This is a genomic window from Paenibacillus sp. SC116 (assembly GCF_024733555.1).
Taxonomy (GTDB): Bacteria; Bacillota; Bacilli; order Paenibacillales; family Paenibacillaceae; genus Paenibacillus_B.
Map to the genome: position 1 here is coordinate 1 of NZ_JANIOF010000010.1, position 21,912 is coordinate 21,912.

21 protein-coding genes are annotated in these 21,912 nt (G+C 45.1%); all 21 read right to left on the minus strand.

What is annotated here, in order from left to right; genetic code table 11:
* Positions 1-396 precede the first annotated feature (396 nt).
* Positions 397-1,905, minus strand: coding sequence for a lysine--tRNA ligase (gene lysS / locus NQ117_RS23120; RefSeq protein ID WP_258280428.1), 1,509 nt, complete (start codon positions 1,903-1,905; stop codon positions 397-399).
* Positions 1,906-2,166: 261 nt separating this feature from the next.
* Positions 2,167-2,643 (minus strand): transcription elongation factor GreA, encoded by a 477-nt coding sequence (greA, locus tag NQ117_RS23125; protein WP_258280381.1) that lies wholly within the window; start codon positions 2,641-2,643, stop codon positions 2,167-2,169.
* A 289-nt stretch (positions 2,644-2,932) separates the two neighbouring features.
* A complete protein-coding gene (gene dusB / locus NQ117_RS23130; RefSeq protein WP_258280382.1) occupies positions 2,933-3,964 on the minus strand; it encodes a tRNA dihydrouridine synthase DusB in 1,032 nt (343 codons plus the stop codon).
* A 56-nt stretch (positions 3,965-4,020) separates the two neighbouring features.
* Positions 4,021-4,170, minus strand: a complete 150-nt coding sequence (locus tag NQ117_RS23135; protein ID WP_309137909.1) for a helix-turn-helix domain-containing protein — start codon at positions 4,168-4,170, stop codon at positions 4,021-4,023.
* Positions 4,167-4,730 carry a 2-amino-4-hydroxy-6-hydroxymethyldihydropteridine diphosphokinase gene (gene folK, locus NQ117_RS23140; RefSeq protein ID WP_258280383.1) on the minus strand — a complete coding sequence of 188 codons (564 nt, stop codon included), beginning with the start codon at positions 4,728-4,730 and terminating at the stop codon, positions 4,167-4,169. Before folK ends, NQ117_RS23135 begins: the two co-directional genes overlap by 4 nt.
* Positions 4,731-5,108 carry a dihydroneopterin aldolase gene (gene folB / locus NQ117_RS23145; protein WP_258280429.1) on the minus strand — a complete coding sequence of 126 codons (378 nt, stop codon included), beginning with the start codon at positions 5,106-5,108 and terminating at the stop codon, positions 4,731-4,733.
* A 164-nt stretch (positions 5,109-5,272) separates the two neighbouring features.
* Positions 5,273-6,133: a dihydropteroate synthase gene (gene folP, locus NQ117_RS23150; RefSeq protein ID WP_258280430.1), complete on the minus strand. Its 861-nt coding sequence runs from the start codon at positions 6,131-6,133 to the stop codon at positions 5,273-5,275.
* Positions 6,134-6,167: 34 nt separating this feature from the next.
* Entirely contained in the window at positions 6,168-7,049 is an 882-nt protein-coding gene (locus NQ117_RS23155; protein ID WP_258280384.1) for an aminotransferase class IV, read from the minus strand.
* Positions 7,050-7,625, minus strand: a complete 576-nt coding sequence (locus NQ117_RS23160) for an anthranilate synthase component II (protein WP_258280385.1) — start codon at positions 7,623-7,625, stop codon at positions 7,050-7,052.
* Positions 7,626-7,858: 233 nt separating this feature from the next.
* Complete coding sequence (cysK, locus tag NQ117_RS23165) at positions 7,859-8,797, minus strand: cysteine synthase A (protein WP_258280386.1); 939 nt, start codon at positions 8,795-8,797, stop codon at positions 7,859-7,861.
* Positions 8,798-8,969: 172 nt separating this feature from the next.
* On the minus strand, positions 8,970-9,902 hold the full coding sequence (locus tag NQ117_RS23170; RefSeq protein ID WP_258280387.1) for a peptidyl-prolyl cis-trans isomerase: 933 nt from the start codon (positions 9,900-9,902) through the stop codon (positions 8,970-8,972).
* Between the two features lie 48 nt (positions 9,903-9,950).
* On the minus strand, positions 9,951-10,871 hold the full coding sequence (hslO, locus tag NQ117_RS23175; protein ID WP_258280388.1) for an Hsp33 family molecular chaperone HslO: 921 nt from the start codon (positions 10,869-10,871) through the stop codon (positions 9,951-9,953).
* 117 nt (positions 10,872-10,988) lie between these two features.
* Complete coding sequence (locus tag NQ117_RS23180; RefSeq protein ID WP_258280389.1) at positions 10,989-11,759, minus strand: type III pantothenate kinase; 771 nt, start codon at positions 11,757-11,759, stop codon at positions 10,989-10,991.
* Between the two features lie 4 nt (positions 11,760-11,763).
* Positions 11,764-12,627, minus strand: coding sequence for a carboxylating nicotinate-nucleotide diphosphorylase (nadC, locus tag NQ117_RS23185; protein WP_258280390.1), 864 nt, complete (start codon positions 12,625-12,627; stop codon positions 11,764-11,766).
* Positions 12,620-14,236, minus strand: coding sequence for an L-aspartate oxidase (gene nadB, locus NQ117_RS23190; protein WP_258280391.1), 1,617 nt, complete (start codon positions 14,234-14,236; stop codon positions 12,620-12,622). The genes nadC and nadB overlap by 8 nt, the downstream gene beginning before the upstream one ends.
* Before the next feature lie 69 nt (positions 14,237-14,305).
* Complete coding sequence (gene nadA, locus NQ117_RS23195; RefSeq protein ID WP_258280431.1) at positions 14,306-15,295, minus strand: quinolinate synthase NadA; 990 nt, start codon at positions 15,293-15,295, stop codon at positions 14,306-14,308.
* A 189-nt stretch (positions 15,296-15,484) separates the two neighbouring features.
* Entirely contained in the window at positions 15,485-17,629 is a 2,145-nt protein-coding gene (gene ftsH, locus NQ117_RS23200; RefSeq protein WP_258280392.1) for an ATP-dependent zinc metalloprotease FtsH, read from the minus strand.
* Between the two features lie 96 nt (positions 17,630-17,725).
* Complete coding sequence (hpt, locus tag NQ117_RS23205) at positions 17,726-18,265, minus strand: hypoxanthine phosphoribosyltransferase (RefSeq protein WP_258280393.1); 540 nt, start codon at positions 18,263-18,265, stop codon at positions 17,726-17,728.
* 168 nt (positions 18,266-18,433) lie between these two features.
* Positions 18,434-20,014 carry a tRNA lysidine(34) synthetase TilS gene (tilS, locus tag NQ117_RS23210; protein WP_258280394.1) on the minus strand — a complete coding sequence of 527 codons (1,581 nt, stop codon included), beginning with the start codon at positions 20,012-20,014 and terminating at the stop codon, positions 18,434-18,436.
* Positions 20,015-20,079: 65 nt separating this feature from the next.
* Complete coding sequence (locus NQ117_RS23215) at positions 20,080-21,123, minus strand: protein kinase domain-containing protein (protein WP_258280395.1); 1,044 nt, start codon at positions 21,121-21,123, stop codon at positions 20,080-20,082.
* The gene (locus NQ117_RS23220; protein WP_258280432.1) at positions 21,107-21,877 is read right to left on the minus strand and encodes a vWA domain-containing protein; all 771 of its coding nucleotides are present in this window, start codon (positions 21,875-21,877) and stop codon (positions 21,107-21,109) included. The genes NQ117_RS23215 and NQ117_RS23220 overlap by 17 nt, the downstream gene beginning before the upstream one ends.
* Positions 21,878-21,912 lie beyond the last annotated feature (35 nt).

Consider the following 21,912-nt stretch of genomic DNA (forward strand, 5'->3'; position numbering starts at 1 on the left):
TTTCAAAGAACAATTTCGCTCCAGATCACTCATCTTACGATTCGTTTTCTTTCGCTCTCGTTCGCCGTGTTTCTCAGTGGCGACCTTTATAATATATCATTTTGTGTTTTCGATGTCAACAACTTTTTTTAAAAAATTCATTGTCGCTTTTCAGCAACTCGTTTTTAATTTTTGTTACGCACCGAAGCGACTTGATTAATTTATCACATTAACACTTTCAACGTCAACCTTTTACATCAATCCATATTATGGTAAGAACCTTGCGGAGTCAGACCGTATCCCTGATCCTATAATAGCATTCTTTCATTCCTAATTAACGATACAAATCCACTTCATGAGAATATCACAACATTATAAATAAAGACCGCGTCTCGACGACGCGGTCTAAACCATCAATTAGTTGTTAGAACGATCACGCATATGCGGGAACAATAATACGTCACGAATGGACGGTGCGTTAGTAAGCAACATAACGAGTCGGTCTATTCCGATACCAAGTCCGCCTGTTGGCGGCATACCGTACTCCAATGCACGGATGAAGTCATCATCCATTTCATGTGCCTCGTCATTACCATGTTCACGCTCTTGAAGCTGAGCTTCAAAGCGTTGACGCTGATCAATTGGATCATTAAGCTCTGTAAATGCATTTGCATGCTCACGAGCAACGATGAACAGTTCGAAACGATCTGTGAAACGCGGATCTTGATCGTTTTTCTTAGCCAATGGAGAAATCTCCAATGGATGCCCTGTAATAAACGTTGGTTGAATAAGTGTCTCTTCAACAAATTGCTCGAAGAAAGCATTTAAAATGTGGCCAAATGTCCAATGCGGTTCCACATGTACCTTATGCTCTTTCGCCAACTGATGAGCTTCTTCAGTCGTCATATGCTTGGAGAAATCTGCTCCAACGACTTCTTTAACTGCATCAACCATGGATACTCGACGCCATTGTGGTGTCAAATCAATTTCGTTACCTTGGTAATTCACCTTCGTTGTTCCCAATACTTCTTGAGCGATATGAGCAACCATATTCTCAGTCAAACTCATGATGTCTTTGTAATCAGCATATGCCTCGTACAGCTCGATCATCGTGAATTCAGGGTTATGACGTGTTGAGATACCTTCATTACGATATACACGACCAATTTCATATACTTTTTCCAAGCCGCCTACGATAAGTCGTTTCAAATGAAGTTCAATCGCAATACGCATGTACAATTGCATATCGAGTGCATTATGGTGTGTTACGAACGGACGAGCAGCAGCTCCACCTGCGATCGTATGAAGCGTCGGTGTTTCAACTTCTAAGTAGCCAAGAGAATCCAAATAACGACGCATCGATTGAATAATACGAGAACGTGCAATAAACGTTTGTTGAACGTCTTGATTCATAATTAGGTCTACATAACGTTGACGGTAGCGTAGCTCGACGTCTTTAAGGCCATGATATTTCTCAGGTAGCGGATATAAAGACTTCGACAACACTTCCAAATCAAGTACCTTGATGGACGTCTCACCAGTCTTTGTTTTGAACACGATACCACGAACGCCTACGATATCTCCTAGATCAAGCATATCGAATGCTGTGTATTTATCTGCAGGAACCGTATCTTGACGCGCATAAATTTGAATGCGGCCAGACAAGTCCTGAATATGAGAAAAGCTTGCCTTACCCATTCCACGCTTCGCCATAATTCGGCCAGCAATGCTAACTTCTACTTTAAGCTCTTCCAACTCTTCTTTCGTTGTTTCCGCATATTTGCTTAGAATATCATTTGCCGTATGTGTACGCGTGTACTTCGCACCAAACGGATCGATTCCCAGCTTACGCAGTTCATCCAACTTGTTACGGCGAATCTGCAACAATTCACTTAACTCTACTTCCTGATTAACGACATCCGTCATCATCGTTCACTCCTTACCAGTAACCTGCCCACTTCATAGTGGCTAAGGCTTAACTGTTTAGTCTTATAAATGCATAAGGCGGTAACGGCTTGTCCTTCTAAATGAAGATCAACCGAATACCGCTCTAATGCGTTTCAAAGCCACTAATTAAAGGTTAGCCATCATTCCATATGACAACCACGGAAAAAAGCCCCCTGATGGAAGCTTCTTCACCTCGTTCTCATTCCCAAGCTAAAAACCTCTTAACCGCAGCAACGATTTTTACAGCTTAATATCTACAATCTTGTATTGAATAACGCCCGCTGGAACACTTACTTCTACGACTGTTCCTTTTTGTTTGCCGAGAATTGCCTTCCCAACCGGGCTTTCATTTGAAATTTTATTCTTCAACGGATCAGATTCAGCAGTACCTACGATTGTGTACTCCATCGTGTCACCGAACTCCAAGTCTTCTACAATGACAGTAGATCCAATGCTTACTGTATCTGTGTTGATCTCATCATTGTTAATAATGCGCGCATTGCGAAGCATCTTCTCTAAAGTAAGAACACGACCTTCGATAAACGCCTGCTCGTTCTTCGCATCTTCATATTCGGAGTTCTCACTAATATCTCCGTACCCGATAGCTACTTTAATCCGTTCTGCTACCTCGCGACGTTTAACGGATTTGAGGTTATCCAGCTCTTCCTCCAGCTTCTTCAGACCGTCCTGAGTCAGAATAACTTGTTTATCGCTCATCTTACCGATTCTCCTGTCATGATCAATATTTTCGCACTCCGACCTACCTATGGCCCCGGTCGTTTTGGAGCGGTTACCCGCACATCCATGCGAATCCCTACTCTCATCATATGGCGTCAAGCTATCATGATGACTGCCTTGAACATGGTTGGAACGCGGAAGCATGTCAACCTTTTTCACTTCAAGGTATGAGGCGAATTTTCTAATGTTGAATTATATGGGATGGATTAGTAAAAGTCAATGAGCGTAAACACTCATCTGTGTAAACGCTTCATCACAGTGCAACCTACTAGTGAACAGCCGAAGTATCTATAGCTGCATTAGAGTTTGTCATACGGTCAAACACCCCAGCTTTCACTTGATCGACATATTCACCCAGCATACGTTCCACTTCGTCACGATGACTCTCTTCCATAATAGCGTCTTTGACACGAGCCGCACCAGGAAGACCTTTCAGATACCATGCCAAATGCTTACGCATCTCTTTTACAGCAACCTTTTCGCCCTTCAGGGCGATTAGGCGGTCCATATGCAACAAAGCAATACGGACTTTCTCTTCTGGCACAGGATCAGGCAGCAACTCTCCTGTTGTCAAATATTCGATCGTACGATAAAGCATCCATGGATTTCCGAGCGCACCTCTTCCAATCATGACACCATCGCAACCTGTCGTATCCAACATACGCTTCGCATCTTCTGGTGAGAATACATCACCGTTTCCGATGACTGGAATGTTAACCGCTTCTTTTACTTGCTTAATGTAGCTCCAGTCCGCCATTCCAGAGTATAGTTGCTCACGTGTTCGTCCATGCACACTTACAGCTTGGCCACCAGCACGTTCAACAGCTTGCGCATTTTCGACTACATAAATGTGGTCATCATCCCAGCCGATACGCATCTTAACCGTTACTGGTTTATCAACAGCATCAACAACGGATGACACCATCTCGTAAATTTTGTTTGGATCAAGCAGCCAACGCGCCCCTGCATCACACTTCGTAATTTTTGGTACAGGACAGCCCATATTAATATCAATGATATCGGCATTAGAATCCTTATCTACAATTTTCGCTGCTTCGACAAGCGACGCACGATCGCCTCCGAATATTTGCAAGCTGAGTGGCTTCTCACGGTCGTCAACATACAACATTTCTCGTGTTCTTTCATTACCGTGAACGAGCGCCTTGTCGCTAACCATTTCCGCACAGACTAAGCCCGCTCCGAATTCTTTAGCAATTAGACGAAACGCAGGGTTGCACACACCCGCCATCGGAGCAAGTACCACCTGGTTTTTCATTTCGATATTTGCAATTTTCAACACGGTGCTCTCGCTCCTTTACCTGTCAGCATTCTATGCTGTCTTATCTATTCATTATTTTAGCTGCCAACGAGTTCTTCTACTGTTACGCGCAAGGCTTGCGCAATACGCTGAAGGAGACGATCATCGATTGAGCGATTGCCGCGCTCAATCTCACCAATTACCGTGATCGATACATCTGTCATTTCGGCAAGTTCAATTTGCGTCATTCCACGAAGCTTTCGGAACGCACGAATTCGCTTGCTGAATCGATTCGCTTCCACAGCCGAATTCCTTCCTTTCCTTCCATTGTGCCCAAGGCATCATGGACGAATGCGTACAGTTCATCCGAAGAAGTTACAATATCAGCAAGCGGAACTAGTACGAACAACCGCTCACCCATTCGGGGGTGAGGCAAAATAAGCTTCTCTGTTTCCATCTTTACTCCCTGCATCGAGAGTAAATCCAGATCCAGTGTCCGTGGACCCCAACGAATCTCACGAACTCTTCCTAACTTTTGTTCAATATTAAGCATGGCATCAAGCAATTGCTCTGGACTTAACCTTGTCTCTACGACAGCAGCCATGTTCAAAAATGCAGGTTGGTCAACATACCCCACAGGATCTGTTTCATATAAAGAAGAACAATGGAGGACATTCACATCTTCATTTAGGTGAAGATGGCCGAGTCCCTCGCTTAGCGTACGCTCACGATCTCCAAGGTTAGCTCCAAGCGCAATGAACGCTTTTACCCAACCTCTATTTGATGAAGAAGTATGCTCTTCGGGCATTTAACCTTCGCCCCTCTCTACTTCTTCCACGCGCGCACGCACAATCTCCATGGTAACACCTTCGAAGCGAATGTCAAACGGCGGGTTGGGCTTGGTCACACGTACTGTTATTTCCTCAATTCGATCATACGTATCCAGTAATACAGAAGCAACACGCTCAGCAAGTGCCTCTACTAGCAAATACGACTCTTCCTCCATAATGACACGAACAGTTTCATGAATAAGCGCGTAATTAATCGATTGCTCCAGATCGTCATAGAGACCCGCTTCTTGCAAACTCATTTGCATATCCAAATCGACGTACCAGCGTTGGCCTAATTTCCGCTCTTCTTCAAAAACACCATGCTTACCGAAGAAAGACATACGATCCATCTTCATTCGATCTGGACGTATCACTCTTTTGCGTGTAGTTGGAGGCAGCTTCGATTGCTGGTCACTTTCTTTATGTAACATGAGATCACGTTCCTCCCTTATTATTTCCTGTCTATACTCAGTCATAGACGGTTGTTGCACCCACCATGTTTCAACTTATTGGATTGAATTTATATCTTAATACAGTCTTTATGCAGCATCGCATCACACATCCGAGCTGTACGAACAATTTGCTTTACATCATGGACGCGTACCATTTGACAACCTTGGGCAATGCCCAAAGCAACTGTAGCCGCTGTACCCTCAATTACATCATTAGCAGGAGATTCTAATATGTTCTGTATGAACCGTTTTCGCGATGTTGCAAGCAACACTGGATACCCTAAAGCAACCATTTCATCAAGATGATGCATCAATTGAAGATTGTCTTCACCTGTTTTGGCAAACCCCATGCCTGGATCAAGCCAAATATTTTCGCGCTTCACTCCCGCTTCCATCGCCAAAGCAGCACTTTCGCGCAGATCCTGCAATACATCCTCTATATAATTCTCGTAATTTCGTTCCGAGCGGTTATGCATTAATATAATCGGGCATTGGTAAGCAGCTGCTACTCGCACCATATCTGGATCTAGCTTGCCACCCCAAATATCATTCATAATATGGGCCCCTGCCTCCAGTGCTTGCAGTGCAACTTCAGCTTTGTACGTATCTACTGAAATAGCAATGTGCGGAAGCTCACGCCTCAACGCCTCAATGACTGGAATCACACGACGAAGCTCTTCCTCCAGCCCAACTGGAGCTGAACCTGGACGAGTAGATTCTCCACCAACATCCAATATGTCGGCCCCCTCAGCTACCATGCGATGCGCATGTTCCAATGCTCGTCCCACATCTGTATAGCTGCCCCCGTCAGAAAAGGAATCTGGTGTTACATTTAGTATTCCCATAACTAAAGTCCGCTCGGCAAGTGTTAGCACTACCTCACCTTGCTTACCTAATGCATACTGATGCTTATATATAGTCGGTTTCAGCACAAGCCCCACCCCTTACTGTCATTCTAGTTGCTTAGCCGCTTGTCGTCATCTGGCGATATCGCTTAAGCAGCTCCTCAGTCAACCTACCAATTGTCCCATCCCCAACAACATATTGCTGCTGCTCTGTATCGCATAATAGTGTGACGGGGACTAATTCTTGAATGGAGGTTGTCAGAAATACCTCATCTGCTTCTAGTAGATGAGACCAAGTATACGCCCCTTCTTCATAACGAATACCTTGCTGTTCAGCCAATGCCAATACAGCAGCACGAGTAATCCCGGGCAATATACCTGTTTCGATTGCAGGTGTATACAGCTGCCCTGCTTTGATCCAAAACACATTACTTACAATACCCTCTGTAATATTACAAGCAGCGTTCAACATCAGTCCTTCCGCTCCTTGTAGAGCCGAAGGGTACTTACTTAATTCCCGCTTTGCCATGATATTGTTCATGTAATGGCCAGATTTTACTCGAGTTGCCGTCTCAGGACTGCTGCGTCTCGTATTCAATAGCTGTAATGGCTTACCTGTCTCATATAAAGATTCGGGCAACTGAGGCAACGGCTTAGCAAATACAATTACTTGCGGGTTAGTATAATCCCCAATTGGCAATCCGTCCCCCTGCTCGCCTGCACTAATGGTCAAACGAATATATGCCTCCGGCAGTCCATTCGCATCCATAACATCTCGAATATGCTGACTCAATTTCTCTTCATCAAGTTGCAATGTAATTCCGATTTCATGACAAGAGCAATACAAACGCTCTAAGTGCTTCTCCCATAGAAATGGCTTACCACCATAAGTCCTGATGGTCTCAAATAAGGTCATTCCGTACAAAAAACCGTGATCCGCTACTGAAATCATGGCTTCGTCCGTCGACTTTAATTCTCCATTCCAACCGATAGTCACCATCTAACTACCCACCCTCCTGCTAAGGAAGTTTTTCAGCATGTGATGGCCATGCTCTGTAATAATAGATTCTGGATGGAATTGCACACTTTCTATTAAGTATTCCCTATGACGCATACCCATAATTTCACCTTTAGCAGTTTGCGCCGTTATTTCAAGAGCATCAGGCAATGAATCAAGCTCTACAACAAGCGAATGATACCTAGTAGCTGTAAAAGGATTCGGAAGTCCTTCAAACACAGAAAGCCCCTTATGATAAATCGTTGAGGTTTTGCCGTGCATCGGTTGTTCCGCACGGATGACAGATCCACCGAACGCTTGTCCAATAGCTTGATGTCCCAAACAAACGCCCAAAATCGGGATCCGACCTTTGAAACGTTCAATGACAGCAAGCGTTATTCCTGCCTCATTTGGTGTACTTGGTCCTGGCGACAGCAAAATATGATCAGGAGCCAGCTGTTCAATTCCTGCCAGATCTATTTCATCATTACGGTAAACGGTAACTTCTTCTCCAAGTTCCGATAAATATTGTACGAGATTATACGTAAAGGAATCATAATTATCAATTACGAGTATCAAGATGACACCCCCAGCCTATCCTTTTCTATCCGCAACACTCATGATCGCTAGCGAATATTAATATTTAATGCGATCTCATCGCCATAGTCAATCATTCTAGTAACCATTATAAAATAAGGGAGGAAATGTATAATGATGAAAAATCCCTGTTAGATAGACACTTATCATACGCAGTGTCCACCTAGCAGGGATGTTATCGTAAAAGATATACTATAGAATGACGTTAAACTGTATTAGTTATCGAAGCTGAACAATGGTGTACTCAAGTAACGCTCGCCGTTACTTGGAACAACAGCCACGACACGCTTGCCAGGGCCTAACTCTTTAGCTAGCTTCAATGCCGCAAGAATCGCCGCACCAGAGGAGATACCGCACAAAATACCCTCTTCCTTAGCTACACGACGAGCAAGCTCGAAAGCATCATCATTTTCTACAGCAGTAACTTCGTCATAAATATCACGATCCAAAATATCCGGGATAAAGTTCGCACCGATACCTTGAATCTTGTGCGGACCTGGCTTGCCTCCAGATAAAATAGGAGATGCCGCTGGCTCTACTGCAACGATACGGATGTCTGGGTAGTTCTTTTTCAACACTTCGCCTGTACCAGAGATCGTTCCACCTGTACCAATACCAGCCACAAATCCATCCAATTTACCATCAAGTGAGTTAATCGCCTCAACGATTTCTGGCCCTGTTGTTTCACGGTGGATCTTTACATTAGCTTGATTCTTAAATTGTTGAGGAATAAAGTAATTAGGATTCTCTGCTGCAAGCTCCTCTGCTTTGCGTACTGCACCATTCATCCCTTCAGATCCAGGAGTCAACACAAGCTCAGCACCGTAAGCACGAAGCAAGTTACGACGCTCCAAGCTCATCGTTTCAGGCATAACAAGAATGGCACGGTAGCCTTTTGCAGCTGCTACCATTGCGAGACCGATACCGGTATTGCCACTCGTAGGCTCCACAATCGTATCACCTGGCTTGATGATTCCCTCTTGCTCCGCAACATTAATCATGCTAATTGCAATCCGATCTTTAACGCTAGCACCTGGATTTTGATACTCCAGCTTCACGTAAACTTCAGCGCTGCCTTCTGGCACTACACGATTCAAACGCACAAGCGGCGTATCCCCAATTAATTCTGTTACATTGTTCACGACTCTTGCCATAAGTAACCCTCCTACTATGACCATATAATGTTATTTCCGAGTAATTCACTTGGTTTTAATTACTAATAATATATCAACGATAATCCTCGATGTCAATAACTTGTTTGTAAAATAAGGAAAAGAGCTCTTATAAGAACGACTGCCGTTTTCTTATAAGAGCTCTTTTCTTGTTCTATGAATGCGTGCCTTTCCATTGCGCGGCGTACTTGTCTCGGAGCTGATTCTCTACCTCCCGCAGAGGAGGTGCCTTTGAAAGAGCTAGATCACGAGATACCTGCTCTCGGATCGTCTTTCGATCCTCAGGTTCAACATCTTTTCTGCCGGACAATAAAATAATGGCATAGCCGTCCTTCACCTTAATTGGCCTTGAATACTCACCGACCTCCATAGCTGCTGCTGCTGCAAGTTCATTGGAATCAATGAACGGATCATCATCCTCAACCCAGCCTAACTTGCCTTCTTGCTCAACTGTGTACGGATCGGTAGATATTTGACCAGCTAATGTGCCAAATGAGACACCCTCACCCAGCCGTTTCAGGGCTTGCTCTGCATCTCCAAATGTATCGACTACTATATGCGACAATTCATAAGCGACAGGATGATACTCTTGACGATTTTCTTTTAGGTACTGACTAATCTCTTCTTCTGTTACGCTGATGTCCCGTATTGCAATTTTCTCAAGCAGCAAATTGTACGTTGCATCCTCTCGAATCTGTTCAGGCGTCAATCCTAATTGTTCCTGCATGGCTAAATAGTACGCTTCCATACTTTCATAACCCGCCATCTGTTTGCGAATCTCTGCCTCAACTTCCTTGCCCGTTACTTGCACATCCAGTGCTTGCGCCTCCTGATCCACTGCCCGCTTATTAAGCATTTGCTCCATTACTAAAGGGCCGTATTGCTTCTTCAGCTCTTCTACCCACTGTGATTCTGTAATCTGGTCGCTGCCAACAGAGGCGACGACTGATGAACCACCACCTGGAAGACGAATCGTGCCAACATCTGACCGATCAATTAGACGAAACAAGAGCACACATCCCAGCACAAGTACGCAAGTAAACAACACGATAATACAGCCCCATAAGCTTTTAACTTCCTTTGTCATATGGCAGCTTCCCTGTCCTTGTGAATTGGCTTCTTTATCTCTTACTTCCTAAGTATCAGTATCTAGTCGCTCAACCAAAGCAGTTAAATCTTCTTTATTAAACTGATAAGCCTCGTTACAGAAATGGCAAACGACTTCTGCCTGACCTTCTTCTTCAATAAGCTCGTTCAATTCCTGCTTGCCTAGGCTAATTAATGTTGCTTCCACTCGATCACGGGAACATTGGCAACGGAACGCAATCGGAAGTGTGTCCATAATTTTTACATCATCTACGATCCTAGCGAGTAGCTCTTCAAGCTCCAACCCTTGATCCAACAACGCCGTTACTGGCGGCAGCACGCTTAGCGACTTCTCAATCTTCGTAATCTGCTCATCGCTCAATCCAGGCAAGAGCTGTATAATAAATCCGCCCGCATGAAGAACCGAGTTGTCAGCATCTACAAGCACACCTAACCCTACAGCTGATGGCGTCTGCTCGGATGTAACGAAGTAATACGTAAAGTCTTCACCCAGCTCACCTGAAACAATTGGGGAACTCCCTCGATAAGGCTCCTTAAGACCCAAATCTTTAGTGACGTGGATGAATCCATCACGACCAACGGCACCTGCAACATCTAGCTTGCCTGCACTATTGCTTGCAAGATGAACTTGTGGATGTGTGACATAACCACGCACTTCCCCTTTTGCATTGGCATCCGCCACAATTTGACCAATCGGGCCATCGCCCTTTACTTGTACGGTCAACTTCTCGTTGCCTTTGAGCATGGCTCCCATCATTGCAGCGGCAGTAGCTGTACGTCCAAGCGCAGCTGTTGCTGTCGGATAAGTCTGATGACGGCGTTGCAACTCATTAACTAGCTTCGTTGTACGAACTGCAAATACACGTACCTGTCCTTGCATAGCCATACCACGTACGAGCATGTCTGAACGATCTTCTGTTGGTGTTTGTTCTGTATTTACTTCTGTCATTTCAATTGATGCCTCCCGTTCCTACATACACTTAGACGCAAATAAAGCCACTTAGGTTACGCATCTATAAGCTTTCTTTATATTTACTATTTGTTGTGTTTGTTATTTATATCGACTTTATTTGTTCCGAAGATAAATTAAGCGCAATCCTTCCAACGTTAACAGCGGATCTGTCTTCTCAATGGATTTGGACTCGCTCGCTATCATCTCAGCTAGCCCGCCAGTTGCAATTACAAGCGGCTTTGTGCCAAGCTCTTCTTCAATACGACCTACAATACCATCAACCTGTCCAGCATAACCGAAAATAATACCCGCCTGCATCGAATGAACCGTATTTCTTCCAATGACCGATTTCGGCTTCGTCAGCTCTATACGCGGCAGCTTGGCTGCACGTTGATAAAGTGCCTCCGTTGAGATCCCAATACCGGGGAGAATTGCTCCACCCAAATAGCTGCCCTGCTCATCAATTACATCAAAAGTTGTTGCTGTACCAAAGTCAACAACGACAAGCGGCCCATGTCCACCATATTGGTCAATCGCAGCAACCGCATTCACGATGCGATCTGCGCCTACTTCTTTCGGATTCTCATAGCGTATGTTCAATCCGGTCTTTACACCAGGACCTACAACAAGCGGCGTGTGCTTCAAATACTTCGTGCACATTTCCTCAATTGTACGCACAATAGGCGGAACAACAGATGATATGATGACCCCATGGAGATTATTAATAGACACTCCTGCCATCGAGAACAAATTGTGTATCATGACACCATACTCATCTGAAGTTGCTTGACGATTAGTCGATAAGCGCCAATGATGGAGCAGCGTGCTCTCTTCATACACACCTAGTACTATGTTGGTATTGCCTATATCGACGACCAATATCACAACGTTAACCTTCTTTCTGTTCATTCAAATCAAGACTGATATCTAAAGCATGGAACGAATACGTAAGTGCACCTACTGAAATAATATCAACACCAGTCAGTGCCTTATCACGAATTGTATCCAGATTTACTCCCCCAGATGCCTCAATCAATATATGAGGAGAATGGGATCGGATAACTTGGACTGCTTCACGCATCTGTTCCAGCTGCATATTATCGAGCATAATAATATCAGCTTGTGCCTCCAGCGCTTCCTGAACTTGCACCAATGACTCCGTCTCTACTTCCACTTTCATGGTGTAAGGGATTTGTTCTTTGGCACGAGTAACTGCCTCGCGAATGCCGCCAGCACCCTTAATATGATTATCCTTGATCATGACCGCATCATACAACCCATAACGATGATTTGAGCCGCCGCCTACTCGAACTGCGTACTTTTCCAACGCACGATGACCAGGTGTCGTCTTACGAGTATCAACGAGTCTAACCTCAAGATCAGCTATCGCCTGCACGTAAGCAGATGTTTTAGTAGCAATGCCAGACAAACGCTGCATCATATTTAATGCTAACCGCTCACCTTGCAAAATACTAGCTGTATTGCCTTCCACCTCAGCCAGTACCGTCCCTCTGGAGATACGATCTCCTTCATGTACAAGGGCACGAAATTGCAAACTAGGATCAACTACCTCAAATACAGCTTCTGCAACAGGCAAGCCAGCAATGATTCCATCTTCTTTCGCGTGAATGATACCTTTCGATTGATGGCCTTGAGGAATGGTAAACGCAGTCGTTACATCCCCTGTACCAATATCCTCCCGCAACCATGCTGAAATTTGATCACGCAACATAAGCCGTTCGACATTAAACATGAGCAATTCTCTCCTCTGTTATCCCTTGTTCCCGTTGAACAAGAGTATGCTTCAACCAATGTTCATCCATGCGCTCTGGATAATCCAGCCGATAATGAGCACCGCGGCTCTCTTGCCGCCACAGTGCACTATCTGTCGTCAGCTTCGCACAAGTAAGCAAATTCGCAAATTCAAAATCTTCTCGCCGAGTTAATCGAGTTTGTAAAAAACCAAACTGACGCTGCAATTCTTCTTGACCTTTACTGAGGCTTTGTTCGTCACGATGCAGCCCAGCATAACGAACCATGACCTTTTGCAGCTTCAAACGACGCTCCACGACAGCCTGAATTGGCAAGTCCCTGCGCCCAGCATCATACTCAAGTTTTATATTTAACTTCGACAAAGGATCAAGCGTATCAATACGCTCTACGATCCGACGTCCAAATACGATTGCCTCCGACAGCGAATTGCTCGCTAGACGATTAGCACCGTGCACACCTGTAGATGATGCCTCACCACAAGCAAATAATCGCGTTAGATTGGTCTCACCATTTAGATCTGTCTTAACGCCACCCATCGTATAATGAGCAGCTGGTGCAACAGGAATCCAATCACTAGATAAATCGAGTCCATACTGTAGGCATGTCTCATAAATAGTTGGGAAACGATGCTTTACCATCTCTTCTGATTCATGCGTCATATCTAAGTATACAAAGGTTGACTTCGTCGCTTCCATCTCACTTACAATAGCTCGCGCTACGATATCACGCGGGGCCAACTCCAGTTGTGGATGGTAGTTACTCATAAAGCGCTCTCCCTTAATATTGCGTAAAATTGCCCCTTCACCACGCACAGCTTCCGAGACTAAAAAGCGTGGAGCGCTTGGATAACAGAGGGCTGTAGGATGGAACTGAATAAACTCCATATCCTGAATAACTGCACCAGCTCGATATGCCATCGCAATGCCATCTCCAGTAGCAACCTCCGGGTTGGTTGTATAGCGATACATCTGTCCTGCTCCGCCAGTACACAACACAGTCGCTTTCCCAGTTAAGTATAAGCGTTCTCCCGTTGGACGCTGAATAAGAGCACCTCGACATTCTCCCTCATGAACCATCAAGTCAATGGCAAAATGATCATCCCATACTTCAATATTCGGGATCGTTCCTACTTTATCAGCAAGTGCGCGGACAATTTCATAGCCCGTAGCATCACCTTGAGCATGCAAAATACGACGGTGACTATGAGCCCCTTCTTTTGTTAATGCCAGCTCACCATTTTCAAGATCGAATGTTGTACCCATCTTCATGAGCTCTTTCACACCTTCTGGACCTTCGTGTACAAGTGCATCTACTGCCCCTTCTACACATAGACCTGCTCCAGCAAAAATCGTGTCTTGTCGGTGATATAACGGCGAATCATCATCTGCAATAACGGCGGCAATGCCACCCTGCGCATAACGCGTATTGCTGTCGAATAGCGATTTCTTCGTAATAAGCGTTACATGATAATGCTTGCTCGCCAAAATAGCGGTATACAAGCCAGCTATACCAGCTCCGATAATAATAACGTCTGTCTTCACTTCTGGCAGGGTATCTAAGGAGAAATCAACTAAGTAACGCGGTATCATGACCGTTCACTCCTTCTATTTTATACCTCCACTAACATACGATAGGCTTGAACAGAAGAGTAGCGCATGCTACTTTACCTGTAACATGCGCTCCAATGATAGCCGTGCTTGCTCAGCAACATGCGGCGGCACATAAATCTGCGGCGACATGTTCTCCAAACACTTCACTAGCTTCTTTAAATTGTTTACTTTCATATTCGGACATACCAAATATTTCGTAGCAAAGTGGAATGCCTTATGCGGACTGTCTTTACGAAGCTGATATCCGGTTCCGTCCTCGGTACCCACAATAAACTCTGTACAATCTGAATCTCTACAATATTCAAGAATAGCTGTCGTACTACCTACAAAGTCACCCATCGCAACCACTTCAGGGCGGCACTCTGGATGAACAACGAATTGGGCGTTCGGATACTGCGCTTTCATTTCCACAACATCTTTGACTGTAAGCATGTCGTGTGTATTGCAATATCCTTCCCAAATAATCATTTCTCGACCTGTCTTCTGCTGTACATAATGACCTAGATTCTTGTCAGGTACCCAAATAATTTCTTCCGCATCCAACGATTCGATGACTTTCACCGCATTGGATGAAGTGCAGCATATATCTGTCTCCGCCTTTATATCAGCAGATGAATTAATATACGTAACTACCTTAGCATTCGGATGCTGAGCCTTCAACTTGCGAAGACCATCAACATGGACCATATCTGCCATTGGACAGCCGGCACGTTCGTCAGGAATAATGACCGTTTTATTCGGTGCCAGTATTTTGGCGCTCTCCCCCATGAAATGAACACCACAAAATACAATCACTTCCGCATCTGTCTGTGCAGCTTTTTGAGCCAATAAAAAAGAATCTCCTCGAAAATCTGCCACTTCTTGAATCTCATCTCGTTGATAATAATGAGCTAAAATAATAGCGTTTCTTTCTTTCTTCAACTGCTCAAGCCGCTCGCGCAGCTCGCGATTCTGCTCTTCTTTGCGTGCTAGTGCCAATGCTTCCAATTGCAAGTAGACCCACTCCTTGGCCTTGTCATTAACACTTAATTTACACAACGGTAGTACGTGTGTCAATTCACAAATACAGCTTATGCAACATCTAATACCCTGATAAATCGCGCTTAATCAACGTCAGCCGCCCTGATGCGCCGAAAACTAATTTTTTCTAAATTGAACATATATAAAAATAAGAGCACGCCCCGCAGGGTGTGCTCTTATCAGGATAAACAGCAGATTAAGCCACTGTTACTTATCTTCATCCTTCTTCTCCACATCAGGAGTTGAAGAATCATTCGTAGTTGTTGGTTCAAGATTACCTGCTGGCTCTACCTCATTGTCAGGCTTACCAACTAGATTAATCTTCACATCACTTGTACGAGTCTTATCCGTTGGAGGAAGAATATCCACATGCGGTTCTGCCTTAGATTCTGTTGGCTGCTCCACAGAAGTTGGAGCTTGCTCAGCGTTATCTTCAGCTATAACCGTTGTTTCCTTCTTGCTCAGTGTCACGGATGGACCGTTAGATGCTGTTTCCGAATCAGCCAACTTACCAGTGTCGATAAGTTCTTTAATCTGTTCGAAATCAAGCGTCTCCTTCTCAAGAAGCGTCTGTGCGATAAGATGAACTTCACGCTCGTGCTTCTTAAGCAGGTTTCTTGCAATATCGTAGCAAGAGTTAATCATATTTTGCATCTCTTGGTCGATTTGATAAGCAATTGTATCCGAATAGTTCTGCTCGTGTCCAAGATCACGACCGAGGAACACTTCGCCTTGACGTGTACCGAACTGCATCGGACCAAGCTTATCGCTCATACCGTATTCCATAATCATACTGCGTACGATACGAGTAGCTTGCTGGAAGTCACTATATGCTCCAGTGCCAATCTCACCAATAAAGATTTCCTCAGCAACACGACCACCGAGGAGTCCTGTTACTTTATCCAACAATTCCTGCTTCGTTACGAGCATACGATCTTCTTTCGGAAGCATGATGACGTATCCGCCTGCTTTACCGCGTGGAATAATCGTAACTTTGTGAACCATATCAGCATGCTCCAAGAAGTAGCCAATAATCGTATGACCTGCTTCGTGATAAGCGACAATTCGCTTCTCACGATCACTGATCATGCGGCTGCGCTTCTCAGTGCCGACGATGACGCGGTCAATCGCCTCATCCACGTCTTGCATGATAATTTCTTTATGGTTCTTGCGAGCGGCTAGAAGCGCTGCTTCATTCAACAAATTCTCAAGGTCTGCACCTGTGAATCCAGTTGTCCGCTTCGCGATTGTGTTCAAGTTGACGTCCTTAGCCAGTGGCTTGTTTCGTGCATGTACAAGCAACACGGATTCACGACCTTTAACATCTGGGCGATCTACCGTAATTTGACGGTCAAAACGTCCCGGACGAAGCAAGGCTGGGTCCAAAATATCAGGGCGGTTCGTTGCTGCCACGATAATAATACCTTCATTAGCACCGAATCCATCCATCTCAACAAGCAATTGGTTAAGCGTCTGTTCACGCTCATCATGACCACCGCCGACTCCAGCTCCACGCTGGCGACCAACTGCGTCAATCTCATCAATAAAGATAATACATGGTGCATTCTTCTTTGCATTCTCGAACAAATCCCTTACACGGGATGCACCGACACCGACGAACATTTCGACGAAGTCAGAACCAGAGATGCTGAAGAATGGCACACCTGCTTCACCTGCTACCGCGCGTGCAAGAAGCGTCTTACCTGTTCCCGGAGGACCGTTCAACAGGACACCTTTTGGAATACGGGCTCCAAGCGCCGCGAACTTGCGAGGGTCTTTAAGGAACTCAACTACCTCAACAAGCTCCTGCTTCTCTTCATCTGCACCAGCTACGTCCTCAAACGTAACTTTCTTCTTCTCTTCATTGTACAAGCGAGCACGGCTCTTACCGAAGTTCATAACCTTGCCGCCGCCACCTTGGGCTTGATTGAACAAGAAGAAGAACAGGATGAACATAATAATTAACGGAAGGAAGGAAGTTAAGAGCGTTAACCAGATGCTAGGCTCCTTCATCTTCACCCAATCAACCTTAAGATCCTTCTGCGTATCAGTAGCTTTAGTAATCTCTTCTACAGCCGAATCAGTATCCGGTATGTAAGTAACGAATTCCTTGGACTTAGTCCCTGCAGGGGCATCTTTAGGAATGTTCTTATATTTACCGATGACTAGGTTGGATCGACCTTCATATTGAACTTTAAGTTCTTCTATATTACCGGCTGCTAGTTCTTTACGGAACTGGTCGTATCTTGGGTTGTGAGCGGCTTCTTTCCCACTACCTAAAAACTGGGCGATCCCCACTACAACCAGAAAAATAATTAGATAAAAACCAGAGTTCTTGATGAAGCGACTCATCCCCTACCTCCTCTCAAAGACACGAAATTATTGTATCATAGCATGTCTCGCCATCACAACTCGATGCAAAAGCAAATATGAGTGACATGCTCCTGATTATTTACTATAGACGTGCGGCTTCAAAACACCAATGTAAGGGAGGTTGCGATATTCTTCGGCATAATCAAGACCATAGCCTACGATAAACTCATCAGGAAGTACGAAGCCTTTATAGTCGGCTTCCATGTTCGCTGAACGTCTTGCAGGCTTATCAAACAACGTGACCACTTTAATAGATGCTGCGCTGCGTCCTTCAAGAATATTGATTAGATAGCTCAATGTAAGCCCTGTATCAATAATGTCTTCCACAATAAGTACATCTCGACCTTCGACAGATACATCCAAGTCCTTCAAAATACGAACGACTCCAGAAGACTCTGTGGATGCGCCATAGCTGGAAACAGCCATGAAGTCCATTTCCATTGGAACTTCAATGCGCTTAACTAGATCCGCCATAAAGATAAATGCACCTTTAAGTATACAAATAACTAGCGGCTTCTTGCCAGCATAGTCGCGAGTCAGCTGTTCGCCCAGCTCTTTCACTCGCGCCTGAATTTCTTCTTCACTTATTACAACTTTCTCAATGTCGTTATGCAATGATGGGCCCCTCCTAGAGTGAATACTAATACTTATGTAGTCCATTCCGCCTTGATACGCCATTCACATCGATAGACGATACAAAAATTAGAAATAGACCCATATAACCAGCAAGCAGGCATCTGCCGCGCTGCATACAAGATAACGGGAATCCGCCAAGCACATTACCTAAATGTTAGGCTCCAAAGACAAATAAAGCAATGTGTCGGTATGAACCTGCACCAGTGCCTGATCAGAGCGACGTATGCCCGGCACCCAAAGTACCGTTCCATTACGATCCGTTACGATCGGATAAACCTCACGTAGTGATGCAGGAACTTTAGCATCGACGAACATATCTTGCACCTTTTTGCTTCCATTTAGTCCTTGAATCCGCATCCGGTCACCAGACTGCCTTGTGCGTATGTGGAGTGGCCATTCCAATGCATCTGCATCGAATGCTGCATCATATATCCCAAGTGCTGCTGAGCTGCTTAATTTCCGCGATGTAATACGCCAATGAAGAGTCGAGGCGTGAAAGGGAATAACCGTATAACCTGCTTCATTAGGACGCAGCAAAGTTATGGTATGTTCCGCATTCAACTGTTCCATGCGGGGAAATGGTCGTAGCCAGAGCAGTTGGCCATATTCGCGTCGGCATTCCATGCCTTGACCTATATCCGTCTTCCAAGTGGAAGGTACGTCACGCAGCGTTGCTAGTCGAACGCGCTCAATGGTGTCATAATCGATCGGATCCGCTACTTTATAAAGATAAGTTAATATTAGTTTAATCAATCTGCGTTGTAAAGCGACATGTAGCTTCAAAAAGTCCTCTCTTGCCACGATACATCCCGCTTCATAGAGCGTTCGATATACCTCAACACTCGAAATACGATTCCCGACACTCGAAATATGTACTCCTGCTTCTGCATCCCACTTCTCAACAAAGCTGTTATACCATGCATTTGCTTCTTGCTCCATCCAATCATGATCAGCACGAAGCGTATCTGCAATTCGACAAATGGATTGTACAGCTTGTGGGTTCTCCTGTTCAAGCAGCGGCATAATGTCCATCCTTAACCGATTGCGCAAATAAGTACGCTTCTCATTGCTGCTATCTTCAGCATATTTAATTTGTTCCTGTGCGCATAATTGGATGATGTCCTTTTTGCGCAAATCGAGAAGAGGTCTTATGTAATTGAGTATATGTTTATTACTAGAAGAAGTGCTGTTTCCTTGCGTGTCATCTGCCCGCCTCCAAGACATACCCGACAAACCGCCCGCTCCTGCCCCGCGCAGCAAACGCATCAGTACGGTTTCCGCCTGATCGTCCGCATGGTGAGCTAAAGCTATGTAGGAAGCTCCGTGCTTTTCTGCCATTTGACACAAATATGTATAACGCAGCTCTCGTGCTGCTGCCTGGGCATTCATCTTTTGTTCTGTTGCATAAGAAGGTGCATCTACCCTTGCAACCTCACAGGGAAGTCCGAGTAACTGTGCCTCTCTACAGACAAGCTCGGCTTCTTCATCCGATTCTTCTCCACGAAACCCGTGATGAACATGAGCGACAATGACATGCCTTGGGGCAATCTCTGCATGTTGACGTAGGGCGGCAAACATATGCATCATCAGCATTGAATCAGGACCCCCAGATACAGCCAGCACCACGCTATCTCCTTGCTTCCATAAGCATTGCTGCTGTAGCAATTGTGCCCGTTCCTCAAGCCAATGCTCCCATTCCGTCGTGTGATTTGCCTTACTCGCTGTCATTGTTGGTCCTCCAGCCTATTAACCAATACTAACATGGTTTATTCATCCATTTACAAATTAAATACTCATGACATCAGCAGATCTTGTAGCCAACGTTCATGCCAAGCCCAATATCCGATACTAATTAACAACAAAAGAAGGGAGACGCCGAATGACCATTTCAACCAGCTTGGGGTAGGTATAGGTCTACGCGGTATGGTTCGCCCTACTTGCCTTGTTATTCGCTGCCATTCTTGAAAAGCCCTTCTTGAATCATTGAATTTGCCTGACAAGGCCCTATAGTACCATTCTCGATAGGGGGCAAGCACAGTGTTCGAGTCAATGATATGAAGCAGCTCTTCCACTTGACGAGTCTGTGGGAGAGACCCCTTCATTACCCGCTTAAATGCGCTGTCCTGACATAAATGAATCGTCATCACGGCAAATGAAAACAGATCATACCCGACATCAGCAGCTCGGGAGCCTGCATTCCAGAATCCGCGATCGTACCATTCCGTAAATTGCTTAACACTTTTCCCCAGCTGAGTAAGCCCGCCGTAATCGATCAGATCTACCTCGCCATTTGGCTTAACCTTAATATGCTCCAGCTTCAAATCTCCAAATATAAAACCTTGCTCATGAAGCGTCACAAGTCGTTCCAGCACTTGACCACACAAGGGCCCGAACCAGTCAGAGCCTCGACTGCTTACAAATGACTGCACCGATTGCCCTGATACGTACCGCATCACATAAAAAGGACGCCTGCCGATACCCGTCTCCCAGTCATCTGCTTCAATGAAATACGGTAATTGGGGGTTGCTTCGATGACGATTCAACCCCTCTTTTAGTCCTTGCTCTAAAGCACGTATAACATTGATCTCCGACTGAAACTCGATCGTATCAGCCCCCAGCTTCAACGCATAGCGCGTACTCCCCGTCTTAACGGTGTCATCCTCAGCTAACGCCGCGACAAGATAGACGACTCCATTAGAGCCCTGTCCAAGACATCGCTCAACACGATAGCTTCGTTTATTCCATATCCCTGTAATGACAGCCCCTGCGCCAAGCTTATCATTGCGCAGCTGCTTCATTTGAAGTTGTCTATCACTTCGATTATAAGACGTAGTCACTCCATACCCCGTCCGTTCCATGTTCATGTTGGCGAGCAGGTATGTCGCCGTATTGTTCACTATGAATATATTTACTATCATATTGGCAATAGTCCAGCACATGCAAGAGGGCAGGCCCAGTTGGCGTCGTCCCTCGCATCGGAATTCGGTGCAACAGTCGTTTCATTTTACTCAAATCACTCGCCCATTCGACATCCAATTTAGCCGGCTCATCACTATGATTACCTGGAAAATGAAATACTGCAATCTCACTCTTGCCCTGTCGTGCCTGCAAACTAAGCATCAAATCACGTATTGCCTCTTCCACAGATGGAAGTTTAGGTTTCATACTTGCACTTGCATCAATAAGCAGAGCAACTCTTAAAGAGGATTGCTCGCTCATTTCATCCATAACTCGAACCACCTCTGCTCGTTGCGAAGGCGGCAAAGCTTCAACAGTCGTTCCCCCCTCCTGCTTCCCCAAAATATGCTTCAGTTCATGATTAACAACTTGATGAATCGTTTGGACAACCGTCTTACGAGTCATCTGCTGAATCGTATAGGACAGATCTTTCTGGTGCACAATTCGACTGACACCGCCTCCCATTCTAGCAATCTCTTCTATTTCAGCCGCTCCATATTCGCCAATGGTACCATCGTCCACAATCCCCACTACATTTACAGTCATGCCAGCCTCACGTGCTTGAGCCGCAGCTACTGCTGGCTGTATGCCAACGTTCGAACATCCATCCGTAATAAGTAGTATTTGTTTCAACATAGGTATTGCCCTCCTATCGATAGTTACTAGCT